The organism is Acidisoma cellulosilyticum, from assembly GCF_020621385.1.
In the GTDB taxonomy this organism is placed as follows: domain Bacteria; phylum Pseudomonadota; class Alphaproteobacteria; order Acetobacterales; family Acetobacteraceae; genus Acidisoma; species Acidisoma cellulosilyticum.
The window spans coordinates 60,516-74,439 of sequence record NZ_JAESVA010000004.1 but is presented as its reverse complement, the minus strand read 5'-3'; the positions used below and the strand labels follow the sequence as shown (position 1 = coordinate 74,439).

Genomic DNA, 13,924 nt, shown 5'->3' with positions numbered 1-13,924 from the left:
ATCATGACATGGTGAAACGTCGGAAGCAGGACGAGGTCGTGGGCGTTCTCGAATTTAAGGGAATGACGGCGGATGATCCGAAGTTCCAGTCCTGGACCGCCGATCACCGCGAGCGCAATGGCGGCAATATTCGCGTCAGCCTGGGGGCCACGGGGGCCAGGGTCATGTTCACCAAAGAAGCTGACATGACCTTCTGGAAAGCCCGTTCCGAGAAGAAATGATGCGAGTCGGGCCGCGGCAACCGACGCGGCCAACCACATGCCGCGCCGGATAGGGCGCAATATTGCCCTGATCGTCAGGCGTCAATCTTGCTCCCCCGGTTCGACGACGGCCCAACCGGCTGCCTCCGCACCCTCATGCAGGCGCGGCAAAAAGGTCTTGGTGAAATAGGCCTTGCCTTGTTCCTGAGACGGCCAAGCCTCGCCCGCGAAGCGAAGCGCGATCAGGGTGAAAAACGCGCTCCTATCCGCCGTATCCAGATCCTGGCCCGGCTCCCAATACGAGGCCTTCAGCATTCTGACGAAATTCTGGTTTGGCTCCACCACCGCCGCGAGGGCCTCGGGGCTGGAGGGGCGAATCCCCAAATAGCGCACCAACACATGGGTCAGGCGGTCCAGGATCGTGCTGCTCAACGGCTTTATGGTGCGCGCCATGCTCTCTTCTCACTGACACAATCTTCGGTCGCGTGCCGAGACTTTGCCAGCATCGCACGGGCACGATCGAGCTCAACGCCCGCCACGCGCAGAGGAGCATAGCCCATCGCCTCCATTATGAGCGATGCGTCGATGCCAGACGGCCCCCAGGCCGGATGCAGAGCAACGACCTGCCCCGCCGCGAAGGCAGCGCGGTCACCGGTATCCAGATAGCTTTCCACAGCCAGCCCTTCCGCCAGGACGATCTGATGGCGGCCGAGTTCGACATGGAAATAGGTGACTGCGTCGACATCGACCTGCCGGATCGCCGCGCCGTCGATCAGGTGCTTGACGGGAATAAGCACCCCATCGACGAACAGCGCGTGATCGGGTGACAGATACAGGTCGCGCGCGGGCTGTTGAGGCCCGAAGGCCTGGGCTGCCACGCGAACCGGCAGAACTTGGCCCGGCATGGCATGGCGCCGGCAATCGACCCGCCGCGAGCCGATCCAGACGATCGCCTCCCTGCGGCCATCCGCCGTGATGGCGCGATCGTCCAGGGTCAAATGCTCCACCGCCACAGGCCCGCGCTCGGTCAGGATCTGCGTTCCAGCCGCAAAACACGGCATCGCCGAGATTTCCAGTTGATCATCCGCGCCCGCCTTGAGATCGAAACCCGCATAGCTTGCGGCGGAGTCAAGCGCCAGGGCGGCCAGAAGTGTCGACCCGTCATAGATCGACAATGCGCCATCATCGAAGCTGTAGCTGTCATTGGCATCATAGGTGAGAGCGCCGAACTCGATCACGCTTGACCCATATTGGAACCCGGAAATGATGGAGGTCAGGCCGGTAGCCAGCACCGCGCTGTCGGCAGAGGCGAAGTCCAGCCATCCGCCGTCGCTGGAAAAGGTAATGCCGACGCCGCTCGCACTGCTGCCAATGGTCAGCGAGCCCGTCTCCTCAATGCCGATCGTGCCGCCGGTCGTGCCCATGCCGATATTAAGCTCGCCCGCATCGTCCAGCGTGCCCGCCAGGGTGAAGACGGAGGTGGCGGACCCGATCGAGAGCGAACTGGTCGACAGCAGCGCCGCCTCGATGATCGAGGCCTCACCGCCGTAATATTCCAGCGCCGTACTGGTGAAGCTGCCCGCATCGATGAAGCCGGTATTGTAGAACGTCGCCTGTCCCGCATCGTTGAAGCTGTCGCTCGCGCTACCGATGCTGAATGTCGAATCCGAAAAAAGAGCCGTCGTCGTATTGACGACGGCCTCGTCGTACAGCGCGAATTCGCCACCGGTTTCAAAGATGCCGAGCGTGCCGGTGAGAGAGATGGTCGCACCCGCGCCATCGCCACTGGCGCCGCCGATCGCGATGCCGCCGGCAATCTGGGCATAGTTATTGGCCGTGATCTGCCCGGCCGCGAGCAGAACGATGCCATCATTGACGTTCAATGACCCAGCGACGTTCAGGGTACCGCCGCCGATCGACAGGGTGCCTCCCGTCGCGACCAGAAAATCCCCGGCGGTGATATTGCTGGTGGCCGGGCCGCCGATCGCGAGCACGCCTGTCGCCGCCACCGCCAGCGTCACGGATGACCCTGCGGGCGCGGACAAGGTCAGCGACCCCGCCGCGTCGGACGCGGTATCGACGGTCACCGTATAGCTGCCGGTGATGGCGCCCAGATCATCGCTCAGCATGGCCGCGCCATCGGTAGTCGGCGCCGTTCCGGTGGACCATGCCGCCGCGTCATTCCAGTTGCCGCCCGCGCTGTCGGACCAGCGTGCGCCGAGCGCGGCGGCGGCGAGTTCCACGGCCGCGCGGGCCTGCACCAGCCCCTCCCCGGCATTGGCGATCGTCGTATCGACCGGAATGGTGGATTGCTCCAGAAGCGCGGTGACCTCGGTCGTCGTCAACCCGCTATTTGCCTGCAGCATCAGGGCGCCGACCGCGCCCACATTCGGCGCCGCCGCCGACGTGCCGCTGAATGGCGCGAAACCGGGCACAGAGGTGTCGGAACCGGAAACACCCACGAAATTCGGCTCGTCCGCGACGATCGGGGTGGCAAGCGGATTGCCCTGCACGTCGAACAGGATCTCGCCCGGGCCGGTCGAGGTATAGGCGGCGGGAACCGGCGTCTGTCCGTAGGCGGGCGTGTTGCTGTAGGTGACGGCGCCGACGACATTCGTATCCGTCAAAAGCTCATGGCCCAGAATATTGCCCGAGCCCGTCCCTGCGTCAGCACTATCGAAGGTCGCGCTGCCGGTGATCTGGTCGATGATGAATTGCTGGCCGGTTGGCACCACGCCGCCATTCTGTACGACGACGAGCGTGAACTGAGTGGAGGTCGTGGTGTTTGTAAACGCAATGCCTTGCGTCGGATCGCCGCCGAGTTCGGATTCGGTCGACTCGGCAACGACGTTCCCCTCGCTGTCGATCAGATAGAAGGCCAGGCTGTTCTGCGCACCGGCGCCTGCGGTGCCGATCGTCGCGAAGGGCTGCGCCCATTCCAGCAGAAGCGTGGTCGCCTCGCCTTCAGCGAGCGTGATGGTCGTATAGGGGCTGCCGTCGCCAAAATCATTCGCCACCACATCCCCAATGCCTGGAACCGTCACGCTGAGCGGGGTGAAGCCTTGTTCGATAAAGTTCTGACCGTCATTGCCGGCGGCCGAGAAATAGCTCACCCCGGCGGCCACGGCGGTCTGAATAGCGTTATCCAGCACGGTGCCCGTCTGAAAGAAAGATTCGCTGCTGCCATAACCAAGATCGTCGATGATGATGGTGCAGCCGGCGGCCTGCAGCGCGGCCACGGCGGCGGCACAGCTCGCGACCGTGTCGCCACCGGCGGCAAAATAATAGGAAGCCCCTGGCGCAATCTGATACGCCAGTTCCGTCATCGCCCGCCCTTCGTCCGCGCCCGTCGGGTTGTCGTTCAGGACCGTGACGGTGGTCGGCAGATTGCCGTCGGCCATATCCTGGGCCGCGCCGCCGAGCGCGTCGAAACTGTCCGAGATGATGCCGATCTTCACCCCCGCCCCGGTAACCCCGTAGAGTGCGGTTGCCACATTCGCGCCCAAGGCGACCGCGTTCGCATTGCTCACTGTCGCCATGCTCGTCTCTCTATGTCTCACAATAGGTCGGCGCGCGGTTTCCGGCGGCACCGATTATTTTACCTGCATGCACGCTATCGTCGTCAATCTCGTATCGGCCGTGCCAGGTCCGGTTCGCCGTCCGGGGCCTTCAGAATGGAACAAGCAACCTCACGAAGTCACGCCAGAAACAGCATCTTACGGCGCCAAGGGCAAGAGACGGCTTGGCCGAATCGCCGCAGGTTCGGACGCGGGGGCGATCAAAGATAAATACACGTTTATTTGTGGTTTTACTTGTGGATTGCGTCTCTGAAGACATAGTCCCAGGTCGCTTCGAAATTATAGAACCTTCAGGTCTATGACACCTGACCGACGCTGATTGCCAAATCAAATTCCGACAAAAGACTGTCTGTTTTGGGGAGAATGCGCGCGACCCTTGCTCATCCGGCAGCGGCATAGCCGCCATCCACAGGGATCGCCGCGCCCGTAATATAGTTGGAGGCATTGCTCGCCAGAAACACGGCAATGCCTTCAAGATCGTCCGGCTCACCCCAACGCCGCGCGAAGGTCCGCTCCGTCACACGCGCTTCCAGGCCCGTGACTTCCGCGCGCGCCGTTGCCCCCATTGCCGTCGCAATCCAGCCGGGCAGTACCGCATTCACCTGGATATTCTCTGGCCCCCAGGCTGCCGCCAGGGAGCGCGTGAGTTGCACGAGGCCGCCCTTGCTCGCGCCATAGGCCGCGCCGAAGGCCGTGCCGAACAGCGACAGCATCGAGCCGATATTGATGATCTTGCCGCCACCGGCCGCCAGCATATGCGGATAAGCGCCTTGGGCGCACAGGAAGGCGGAACTCAGATTGGTCGCCAGAACCTGGTTCCATTCTTCCAGCGTCAGCGCCTCAGGCCTTTTGCGCGCGACGATCCCGGCATTGTTGATCAGGATATCCAGCCGATCGAAGCGATCGGCGGCCTTGTCCGCCAGCCCTTTGCAATCCTCGGCTTCCGCCAAATCGCCCGCCAGAAAGGCCGCGCGGCCGCCCAGGGCTTCCAGGCTCGCGACCGCCGCCTTGCCCTTCTCGGCATCGCGACCGGTGATCACGACATCGGCCCCAGCTTGCGCCAACCCGCGCGCCATGGCCAGGCCAATGCCGCCATTGCCGCCGGTGACAAGCGCCACCCGGCCGCTCAGACTGAACAGATCAGGCCGCATTCGCCATCCCCATGGATCGTCGTGCAATCATCTCGCCGATCGGAATGGCCGAGGTCGCGGCGGGGGACGGCGCGTTGCATACATGCAGCATCCGCTCGGTCGCCAGGAACAGAAAGTCATGCACCAGCGTCCCGTCCTTCATCACTGCCTGGGCGCGGATGCCGGCCTCATAGGGCAATAGATCGGCTTCCGTCAGCCCCGGACAGTATTTCTGGCATTCCTTGAGATAGAGCGATTTCGAGAGGCTGCGTCGCATCTCGCCCAGGCCGGACCGCAGATGCTGACGCATCACCCGCCAGAAACCCGGAAAGCGCAGATAGGCCGCCACATCCGCCGGTGACACCGAAAAGCGTGCATAGCCTTCCCGCGCCATGCCCAGAACCGCATTGGGCCCGGCAGTCAGCGCGCCACCCATCATCGGTGTCAGGTGAATACCCAGGAACGGCAGATCCGGGTCCGGCACCGGATAGATAAGATGCCGCACGATGCCGCTTTTTTCCGGGCGCACCAGATAATATTCGCCGCGGAACGGCACGATCTGATGCTCGATCGCCATTCCCGCCAGCCTGGCCAGCCGGTCCGATTGCAGCCCGGCGCAGGCAACCAGCTTGCCGGCGGTCCATGACCGCTCGCCTGCCCCCACAGTCACACCCTGGGCGGTTTCGTCGATCCGATCCACCTTGACGCCCAGTTCGATCACGGCGCCGGCCGCGCGGATTTCATCGGCCATGGCCCGGCAGACTTCGCGGTAATTCACGATCCCGCTCGACGGCACAAAAATCGCGCCGAGGCCGCGCACGTTCGGCTCCTGCCGGCGCAGCCCGGCCTCGTCCAGAATCTCGAAATCGATCCCGTTCTGCCGCGCATTGGCGGCCAGCGCTGCCATGCGCTGCAACTCCAAATCGTCGGTCGCGACCACAAGTTTGCCCGGCGTCTCGAAAGGAATGCCGTGTTCGGTGCAGAATTCCTTGGTCGCAATCGCCCCGCGCCGGCAAAGATCGGCTTTCAGGCTGCCGGGCTTGTAATAGATGCCGGCATGGATCACGCCGCTATTATGCCCGGTCTGATGGGTCGCAAGCAGCGCTTCCTTTTCCAGCAGAACAATGCGCGCCTCGGGCCGCAGCTGGATCAGCGCGCGGGCCGTCGCCAACCCGACGATACCGCCCCCGATAATGCAGAAGTCATAGCTCATGCGGCGACGCTGGGGGCGGTCGCGCTGATGGTCATGGCCAGCAGGCTGTCTCTTGTGCAATCCGCACGCGGCAGAAGCGCCGAAATCGCGCCATGATGAATGACGGCTATCGTCTCCGACAAGGCAAGCAGTTCCTTAACCGATGTCGAGATGACAATAACCGCAGCGCCGGACCGCGCCAGCCCTAGAATGATTTCGTAGATCTGCCGGATCGCGCCGACATCGACGCCGGATGTCGGTTCGACGAAGATATAGGCCCTTGCCTCCCGCTTCAGCCATTTGCCGATCACGGCCTTTTGCTGATTGCCGCCGGAGAAATAGCGCATCGGCCGCTCCGGCGCCTGCGGATGAATGGCCAGCCGCTGCACCACGCTGTTTGCATAGGCATTGGCGGCCGCGTGGGCGATAAGACCAAGCTTTGCAAGCTCACTCATGGCCGGCAGGCTGACATTCTCGGCGAGCGACAGATTGGGAAACAGCGCCTGCTTACGCCGGTCTTCCGGAATCAAAGCAATGCCCGCCTTCCGCGAATCATGGGGTGAGCGAATGGGTCGCACCACCCCATCCACACGGATATCACCCCGATAGGCGCCAAGACCGCCAAGGCTGCGCTCGATCTGCTCCATCCCGGCGCCCAAGGGACCGGTGATGCCGAGGATCTCTCCCGCGCGGACGGTCAGCGACAGTGGCGACAGGCGGTCCGTCGTCAGCCCATCCAATTCCAGCACCACGCGATCCTGCGCCAGACCGGGATTGCCGATATCCAGTTCCGCCATGCTGCGATTGACCATCAGCTTGGTGACGATCTCTTCCTCGATCTCGTGGCGCTGCAAACTACCCGAAACCATGCCGTCCCGCAGAATGGTGGCGCGGTCGCATAGTTCCTTGATCTCGTTCAACCGGTGGGAAATATAGACGATGCTGATGCCCTGCTGCCGGAACCGCGCGATAAGCTGGAACAGCAGCCGCGTTTCCGGCGCGGAAAGGCGGGCGGTCGGCTCGTCCAGGATGATCAGTCGATATTTACGATGGAACAGCGTGGCCAGCGTCACCATTTGCATCTCGGCCGCCGTCAGGCTCGCGGCCGGGCGATCGGGGTCCAGCGTCAGGCCGATCTGGTCCATGATGCCGACCGCCTCGGCGCGAATCCTGCGACGGTTGATCCAAGGCCCGCGCGGCTCATTGCCCAGCACGATATTCTCTGCGACCGTATAGGAGCCGACGAGTTCGGAATCCTGATAGACGGCGCCAAGCCCCAGGCGATGCGCGTCGATCGGCCGATGGATGGTGACCGGCTTTCCGTCCATCAACACCTGACCGCTGGACGGTGCATAGACACCGGTCAGGATCTTGATGAGCGTCGATTTGCCGGCGCCATTCTCGCCCAGCAATCCGTGAATTTCACCTGCCTCGAAGGCAAGATCGATGCCCTTCAGAACATGCACACCGGAAAAATCCTTGCGCAGGTCAAGCAGCGCGATCAGCGGTACGCTCATATCCCGTCTCCCGCTCAGATGAATTTGAGGTGGATTTCTTCCCGGTTGAGCAATGCATTCGCACCGACCGCCAGGATGAGGACAAGACCGTTGAACAGCTGTCGGGTGGCGAAGGAAATGCCGACCATATTCATGCCCGAACTGACCATGTAGAGGAAAAAGACGCCCAGCAGCGTGCCGAGCAGATGCGGCTTGCCCTTGCCCAGGATGGTCGCCCCCAGGAAGACCGCCGCGAAAGCTTCCAGCAAATATCCCTCTCCGCCCACCGGCTGCGCGGAGGAGGAGATCGAGGTCAGGATGATGCCGCCGATCCCAGCGAACAGGGCCGACAGCACGAAGGAGACCGTCACCCATCGGTAGACGAGAATGCCGGAATAATAGGCCGCCATCGGATTGTCGCCGACGGCACCGATATAGTGGCCGGCCTTGCTGCGCGTGGCCAGGATATGGCCGGCGATGAAGACCAAAGCCAGTAGAATGACCGGGAAGGCGATCGGACCCACACGACCTTGACCGATATAGCGGAAGGCGACTTCGCCATAGGCGACCGGAACCTGATAGCCATTGGTCAGATATTGATTGATGCCGCCCAGCACGAACATCATGCCAAGCGTGGACACGATTCCGGACAGGCGCGCGTAGGTGACAAGCAAACCGTTGACAAGACCAATGAGACAGGCGGCGATCAACGCCAGAATGATCCCACCCGCCATGCCGGTATAGGGAATAAGCAGCGCGGTCACGATGGACACCGTCGTCACCGTCACGCCGACCGAAAGATCGAAGCTGCCGGCGGCCACCACGAATGTCAGGCCCATGGAGACCAGGGCGCTGACGATCATCGAAAACAGAATATTGTTGAAATTGGAGATGGTCGGGAAATAGGGCGACAATTTCGAGAACAGAAGCCCGACCAGCACGATCACGATGATCGTTCCCCAACGACGGAGGAAGTGCAATCCGTTGCGTGACCGGCCTTTGGCGCCGGCTTGGGTCGGAGGAGGTACAACAGCGGTTGTTGTCATGGTCATGGCTTTTCCTCTGGCACAGGCCGGCGTCGCAGGCAGGCAGGCACGAATGAGAGCAGTCTTAGCCGCCGTATTGTCCAAGCAAGGCGATCGCCTTCTTATCCATTTCCTTCAACTCCGCATGAGCCGCCGCCGCCTGCGACTTGTCGATATAGGCCACCGGGGTGAAGTAGGAGTCGTTCGGGACGTTCTGCCCTTGGCCGAGTGCGATGGCCAATTGCCCGACGCGGTCGCCGGCGATGTGGTAAGGCACATCCGTGCTGAAGGCGATCGGCGTCGAAGGATCGCTCATCTCGTCCAGCAGCTGGTCCGAGAAATAGTGATTGGTGACGATCACCTTGCGGTTCATCTGCTGCAGCGCCTGCACCGCGCCGATGGTCAGCGGCCACCACCAGGACGTCAGAAGCTGAAGCGAGTTCGGATCGGGATGCGCTTGCAGAAGCGACAAGCAGTTTTCACGACCTTTGGAAATTTCATCGGTCGTCGAGACGCTACCGGTCATGAATGGCAGCATGCTCATGCGCGGTTGAAACTTGGTCATCAGCGACAGCATGTCCACTTCCATATCGAAGGGCGCATAGAAGCCGCGATCCTCGGCTGTCTGCACGATGGCGCCCTGGCGCTGCAGGCGGTTTTGAATCCAGTTGCCCATCACCGCGCCGGTGCCCCAGGTATCTTCCAGCACCGCCGGGGAATCCTTGGCATTGACCATGAAACCAACCGTCTTGATGCCACGGCTATGGGCTTGGTCGACGATATAGGCGGTCTCGGACTCGCCCGAATAGATACCCAGGACCAGAACGTCGATGCCACGGTCAAGCAACTGGCGCGCAACATCCTGCTCGCTCTGCTTGGACGGCTGGCCGCGGATCGTCACCAACTCGCCGCCCATATCCTTGACGGTCTGGGCGATGCGCCAGCAACCCCGACGCCATGGCTGATTGAAGGGCCCGTAGTTCAGGCCGATCCCGACTTTCACCTTCTTGCCGTTGGACGTGATGGTCGGAAAGGCTTCCGCCGCGACCGCCCGGCGGCTGGAGCCCGCGACCAATGCCGCAGCCCCGACACCCATAGCCAGGCCCGCGAGCAAGCGGCGACGATCGACCGCGGTCGATGTCTGGTCGCCGGTCGGCATGGTTTCATCCATTGTGGATAGACCCTTCTTGTTGTTTTTCTTTGGTCTTTTTTGCACCGCAATAAGCGGTGAAGGCAGCTTGCCTCGCGCTTATCAATCGTGTTACCAAAATTGTCAACAATTTCGGCGACCAAATTTTGCCGAACGGGAGAAAGGCTGATGGCAAGTGCCGAGACGGAAGACCGGCAGGCCAATACAAGATCCGATGCAAGGCTTGCCGCTGTCGTCAGTGCGCTGCAGCACGATATCGTCTTCGGCCGCCTGAAGCCGCGCGAGCGGCTGGTGGAGGAGGAGTTGAGCGAGCGCTTTGCCGTCGGCCGCCATGTCATCCGTGCGGCCTTGGACGAGCTTGACCGCAACGGTCTCGTACGGCGGCGCCAGAATCGCGGTGCTGTCGTCAGCGACTATTCGCCTGAGGAGGTCGACGAACTTTACGACATCCGTGCCATCCTGCAACGCGAAGCCGCACGCCGCGTGCCCCTGCCCGCCTCCCCGGATTTCATTGCCACCCTGATCGCCGTGAACGACGACTATGTGCGCTGCGGCAAGGCCGGCGACCTCGATAAGGCGGCCATCGCCAATGACCAGTTCCATCAGCTGATCTTCAACGAATGCCGCAACCGCCATCTGGCCGAGCTCATCCAGCAATATTGGATCAAGACCGCGGCCATCCATTGCTATGCCATCGCCAATCCCTCTCTCGCGGATCAGTCGCGGGAGGAGCATGCCCTTATGATCCAGGCCATGCGGATCGGGGATCGGGAAAGTTTCGAGACGCTGTCTGTCGATCATATGCAGCCCGCTCTCGCTGCCTTCAAGGCCGCCCATGGTGGCTGGATATCAAGGAATACGACTGGCTGACCGGCCTGCCTGACGATTGACGATCTGCCGCAAGGCCAAGGCGACAAAGCACGCCGCATAAAAAGACTGGGAGATGAGACAATGCCCAAGACGCAGCCGGAACCGATTGCGACCTATGACTATATCATCGTCGGCGCCGGCTCCGCCGGCTGCGTGCTTGCCAATCGGCTGACGGAATCCGGTCGCTATCGCGTGCTGCTTCTTGAAGCCGGCGGCTGGGACAGGAATATGTGGATCCATATCCCGATCGGCTATGGCAAGCTGTTCAAGGACGCGACCGTCAACTGGATGTACCAGACGGAGCCGGAACCCGAGCTGAACAACCGGCGCATCTTTCAGCCGCGCGGCAAGGTATTGGGCGGCTCAAGCTCGATCAACGGTCTCGTCTATTTGCGCGGCCAACGCGAGGATTTCGATCTCTGGCGGCAACTCGGCAATCCCGGCTGGGGATTTGACGACGTCCTGCCCTATTTCCGCAAATCCGAGGATCATCAGCGCGGCGCGGACCAATATCACGGCACCGGCGGCGGTCTCTCCGTCTCCTATCCCGATCCGCATCCGCTCTGCGATGCCTTTATTCGCGCCGGCATGGAAACCGGCCTGCCCCATCGGGAGGAGTTCAATGCCGGCGAGCAGGAGGGCGTCGGCTATTTCCCGCTCACCTCCCGTCATGGTCGGCGCTGTAGTGCCGCTGTTGCCTTTCTGCACCCGGCGCTCGGCCGTGCCAATCTCACGCTCCGCACCCATGCCCTCGCCCATAAGGTGATCTTTGAAGGCAAGCGGGCCGTCGGGGTGGAATACGAACATCAGGGCCGAATTGAACGTGCCGGCGCGGCACGCGAGGTCATTCTCTCGGGTGGCGCCATCAACTCCCCGCAACTGCTGCAACTTTCCGGCTGGGGTCCGGCAGACCTGCTCCGCCAATATAATATCCCGGTGATCGAGGACGCGCCCGCGGTCGGCGCCAATCTGCAGGATCACCTGCAGGTGCGTATGGTCTTCAAAAGCAAACAGAAAGTCACCATCAACGATTCCTATCACAGCCCGATGGGGCGCATGCGCATGGCCTACGATTATTTCCGTCATCACCGTGGCCCGCTGACCTCGGCTGCCGGCTATGCGACGGCCTTTTTCAAGACGGACCCGCGCTACGCGACAGCGGATTGCGAGGTCCATTTCATCCTGTTCAGCACGGACAAGATGGGTGAGACCCTGCACAAATTCTCAGGCTTCACCGCCTCCGTCTGCCAATTGCGCCCCGAAAGCCGCGGCAGCCTGCGCATCAAAAGCGCGGACCCCACCGTCGCCCCGGAAATCCGCGTCAACTACCTCGCGAGTGACGCCGACAAGCAGGCGAATATCGCATCGCTCCGCCGCCTGCGGCAGATCGTGCATGCGCCTGCCATGGGCGATTATCTGCTGGAAGAGATCGAGCCGGGTAAGGCCGTCAACAGCGATGATGAACTGCTCGCCTATTGCCGGGAACGCGGCAGCACGATCTACCACCCGACCTGTACCTGCACCATGGGGGAAGGACCGGGCACGGTCGTCTCCCCCGAGCTCAAGGTCCATGGTGCCAGCGGCCTTCGGGTCGTGGACGGATCAATCATGCCGCGCCTCATATCGGCCAATACCAACGCGGCCATCATCATGATCGGCGAAAAGGCCGCCGATATGATCCTGGCCGATGCCCGCGCTGCCTGATCAAACAAAACCAAGAAAGAAGGAGCGAGCGACAATGAGCTACATTCGCCTTTACTTTTTCCAGACCGGGCGTATCCGGCAGAAGGAAGTCAATATCAAGCTCGGCGCCGGGCAGGGTGAGTTTTTCACCCCCATTCCCTGGTTCCTGATCACCCATCCCAAGGGCAATGTCATCATCGATGGCGGCACGGCGGTCGAGGCGGCCGAGGATCCGCACGGCCATTGGGGTAAGGTCGCCGATATCTATTACCCGCTGATGGATCGCAGCGAAGGCTGTGTGACCAAGCTTCAGGAGATGGGCTTCGATCCAGGCGATATCCGCTATGTCGTGCAATCCCATCTGCATCTGGATCACACAGGTGCCTGCGGCCGTTTTCCGAATGCGACCCATATCGTCCAGAAGCGTGAATACGATTATGCCTTTACCGCCGACTGGTTTTCCGCCGGCGGTTATATCCGCAAGGACTTCGACAAGCCCGGTCTGAAATGGCATATGCTTGATGGCCCCCTGACGGATGGTTTCGATCTTTACGGTGACGGCGTCATCAAGATGATCTTCACACCGGGTCATTCGCCCGGACATCAATCTTTCCTCATCACCCTGCCGCAAAGCGGACCCATTCTGCTGACCATCGATGCCACCTATACGATGGATCATTGGAACGAGCTTTGCCTGCCCGGCTTCCTGACTTCCGCCGTCGAAGTCGCTCATTCGGTCAAGAAACTGCGCATGATCGCCGATCAGACCGGCGCCTTGATCGTCACCGGGCATGACCCGGATATGTGGCCGAGCTTTAAAAAGGCACCCGACTATTATGCCTGAAGCGGAGCCAGGACAAATGAAGCGATTTGTCGGACGGCGCGCCATCGTCACCGGTGGCGCTTCAGGCCTTGGTCTCGGCATCGTCCAGCGTCTGCTGTCCGAAGGGGCGCGGGTTATCGTCTGGGATGCCGACCCCTTGGTCGATGACAAGGCAAAATCCGCCGGCGCGGAAGGCGGCCTGGTACTCGACGTCACGGACTGGCCTGCGGTCGAGGCCGCTGCTCAGCGCAGTGCGGAAACCCTCGGCGCGGTCGATATCCTCGTCGCCAGCGCCGGCATCACCGGTCCAAACGGCCCGGCCTGGACTTACCCGATCGACCAGTGGAAGCGGGTCATGGATATCAACGTCAATGGGCTCTACTATTGTAACCGTGCTGTGGTGCCGTTGATGCTGAGCGCGGGCTATGGTCGCATCGTCAATATTGCCTCCGTCGCCGGGAAGGAAGGCAATCCGAACGCCAGCGCCTATAGCACGTCGAAGGCCGCCGTCATCGGTCTCACCAAATCCCTCGGCAAGGAACTCGCCGAGACGGATATTCGCGTCAATTGCGTGACCCCGGCGGCGGTCGATACACCGCTTTTCGCGCAGATGAGCGAGGCGCAGATCGCCTATATGCTGTCGAAAATTCCCATGAAGCGGTTCGGCATGGTGCCGGAGGTCGCAGCCCTCGTCGCCTGGCTCAGCAGCGAGGAATGCAGCTTCTCCACCGGTGCTGTCTTCGACATTTCCGGTGGCCGCGCAACCTACTGATCCAT

12 protein-coding genes are annotated in these 13,924 nt (G+C 61.7%); 5 read left to right on the top strand and 7 right to left on the bottom strand.

All coding sequences use genetic code 11. The features are described 5' to 3' along the window. Nucleotides 1-8 precede the first annotated feature (8 nt). Nucleotides 9-221 (top strand): hypothetical protein, encoded by a 213-nt coding sequence (locus ACELLULO517_RS12670; protein WP_227307762.1) that lies wholly within the window; start codon nucleotides 9-11, stop codon nucleotides 219-221. A gap of 81 nt (nucleotides 222-302) precedes the next feature. Here the strand turns inward: ACELLULO517_RS12670 and ACELLULO517_RS12665 are convergent, their stop codons facing one another. From ACELLULO517_RS12665 to ACELLULO517_RS12635, 7 genes are all read right to left on the bottom strand, one after another. Further along, nucleotides 303-653 (bottom strand): hypothetical protein, encoded by a 351-nt coding sequence (locus ACELLULO517_RS12665; RefSeq protein ID WP_227307761.1) that lies wholly within the window; start codon nucleotides 651-653, stop codon nucleotides 303-305. Further along, the gene (locus ACELLULO517_RS12660) at nucleotides 638-3,739 is read right to left on the bottom strand and encodes a Hint domain-containing protein (protein ID WP_227307760.1); all 3,102 of its coding nucleotides are present in this window, start codon (nucleotides 3,737-3,739) and stop codon (nucleotides 638-640) included. The genes ACELLULO517_RS12665 and ACELLULO517_RS12660 overlap by 16 nt, the downstream gene beginning before the upstream one ends. A gap of 419 nt (nucleotides 3,740-4,158) precedes the next feature. Continuing rightward, nucleotides 4,159-4,929 (bottom strand): SDR family NAD(P)-dependent oxidoreductase, encoded by a 771-nt coding sequence (locus tag ACELLULO517_RS12655; RefSeq protein ID WP_227307759.1) that lies wholly within the window; start codon nucleotides 4,927-4,929, stop codon nucleotides 4,159-4,161. Beyond that, nucleotides 4,919-6,121, bottom strand: a complete 1,203-nt coding sequence (gene lhgO, locus ACELLULO517_RS12650; protein ID WP_227307758.1) for an L-2-hydroxyglutarate oxidase — start codon at nucleotides 6,119-6,121, stop codon at nucleotides 4,919-4,921. The genes ACELLULO517_RS12655 and lhgO overlap by 11 nt, the downstream gene beginning before the upstream one ends. After that, nucleotides 6,118-7,617 (bottom strand): sugar ABC transporter ATP-binding protein, encoded by a 1,500-nt coding sequence (locus ACELLULO517_RS12645; protein WP_227307757.1) that lies wholly within the window; start codon nucleotides 7,615-7,617, stop codon nucleotides 6,118-6,120. Before ACELLULO517_RS12645 ends, lhgO begins: the two co-directional genes overlap by 4 nt. Before the next feature lie 14 nt (nucleotides 7,618-7,631). After that, nucleotides 7,632-8,648: an ABC transporter permease gene (locus ACELLULO517_RS12640; RefSeq protein ID WP_227307756.1), complete on the bottom strand. Its 1,017-nt coding sequence runs from the start codon at nucleotides 8,646-8,648 to the stop codon at nucleotides 7,632-7,634. A gap of 58 nt (nucleotides 8,649-8,706) precedes the next feature. After that, a complete protein-coding gene (locus ACELLULO517_RS12635) occupies nucleotides 8,707-9,792 on the bottom strand; it encodes a sugar ABC transporter substrate-binding protein (RefSeq protein ID WP_227307755.1) in 1,086 nt (361 codons plus the stop codon). Nucleotides 9,793-9,939: 147 nt separating this feature from the next. On the opposite strand from ACELLULO517_RS12635, the gene ACELLULO517_RS12630 reads away from it, so the two are divergent. The 4 genes from ACELLULO517_RS12630 (at nucleotide 9,940) to ACELLULO517_RS12615 (ending at nucleotide 13,919) form a co-directional block, all read left to right on the top strand. Next, nucleotides 9,940-10,641, top strand: a complete 702-nt coding sequence (locus ACELLULO517_RS12630) for a GntR family transcriptional regulator (protein ID WP_227307754.1) — start codon at nucleotides 9,940-9,942, stop codon at nucleotides 10,639-10,641. 81 nt (nucleotides 10,642-10,722) lie between these two features. Beyond that, nucleotides 10,723-12,345 carry a GMC family oxidoreductase gene (locus tag ACELLULO517_RS12625; protein ID WP_227307753.1) on the top strand — a complete coding sequence of 541 codons (1,623 nt, stop codon included), beginning with the start codon at nucleotides 10,723-10,725 and terminating at the stop codon, nucleotides 12,343-12,345. Nucleotides 12,346-12,379: 34 nt separating this feature from the next. After that, nucleotides 12,380-13,168, top strand: a complete 789-nt coding sequence (gene attM, locus ACELLULO517_RS12620; protein WP_227307752.1) for an AttM family quorum-quenching N-acyl homoserine lactonase — start codon at nucleotides 12,380-12,382, stop codon at nucleotides 13,166-13,168. 16 nt (nucleotides 13,169-13,184) lie between these two features. Next, nucleotides 13,185-13,919: an SDR family NAD(P)-dependent oxidoreductase gene (locus ACELLULO517_RS12615; protein WP_227307751.1), complete on the top strand. Its 735-nt coding sequence runs from the start codon at nucleotides 13,185-13,187 to the stop codon at nucleotides 13,917-13,919. Nucleotides 13,920-13,924: the final 5 nt, after the last annotated feature.

What these genes read in the sequence shown, in the direction of transcription:
- ACELLULO517_RS12665 (WP_227307761.1), bottom strand. Translation starts at nt 653, where the DNA reads ATGGCGCGCACCATAAAGCCGTTGAGCAGCACGATCCTGGACCGCCTG.
- ACELLULO517_RS12615 (WP_227307751.1), top strand. Translation starts at nt 13,185, where the DNA reads ATGAAGCGATTTGTCGGACGGCGCGCCATCGTCACCGGTGGCGCTTCA.
- lhgO (WP_227307758.1), bottom strand. Translation starts at nt 6,121, where the DNA reads ATGAGCTATGACTTCTGCATTATCGGGGGCGGTATCGTCGGGTTGGCG.
- ACELLULO517_RS12630 (WP_227307754.1), top strand. Translation starts at nt 9,940, where the DNA reads ATGGCAAGTGCCGAGACGGAAGACCGGCAGGCCAATACAAGATCCGAT.
- ACELLULO517_RS12660 (WP_227307760.1), bottom strand. Translation starts at nt 3,739, where the DNA reads ATGGCGACAGTGAGCAATGCGAACGCGGTCGCCTTGGGCGCGAATGTG.
- attM (WP_227307752.1), top strand. Translation starts at nt 12,380, where the DNA reads ATGAGCTACATTCGCCTTTACTTTTTCCAGACCGGGCGTATCCGGCAG.
- ACELLULO517_RS12645 (WP_227307757.1), bottom strand. Translation starts at nt 7,617, where the DNA reads ATGAGCGTACCGCTGATCGCGCTGCTTGACCTGCGCAAGGATTTTTCC.
- ACELLULO517_RS12655 (WP_227307759.1), bottom strand. Translation starts at nt 4,929, where the DNA reads ATGCGGCCTGATCTGTTCAGTCTGAGCGGCCGGGTGGCGCTTGTCACC.
- ACELLULO517_RS12625 (WP_227307753.1), top strand. Translation starts at nt 10,723, where the DNA reads ATGCCCAAGACGCAGCCGGAACCGATTGCGACCTATGACTATATCATC.
- ACELLULO517_RS12670 (WP_227307762.1), top strand. Translation starts at nt 9, where the DNA reads ATGGTGAAACGTCGGAAGCAGGACGAGGTCGTGGGCGTTCTCGAATTT.
- ACELLULO517_RS12635 (WP_227307755.1), bottom strand. Translation starts at nt 9,792, where the DNA reads ATGGATGAAACCATGCCGACCGGCGACCAGACATCGACCGCGGTCGAT.
- ACELLULO517_RS12640 (WP_227307756.1), bottom strand. Translation starts at nt 8,648, where the DNA reads ATGACCATGACAACAACCGCTGTTGTACCTCCTCCGACCCAAGCCGGC.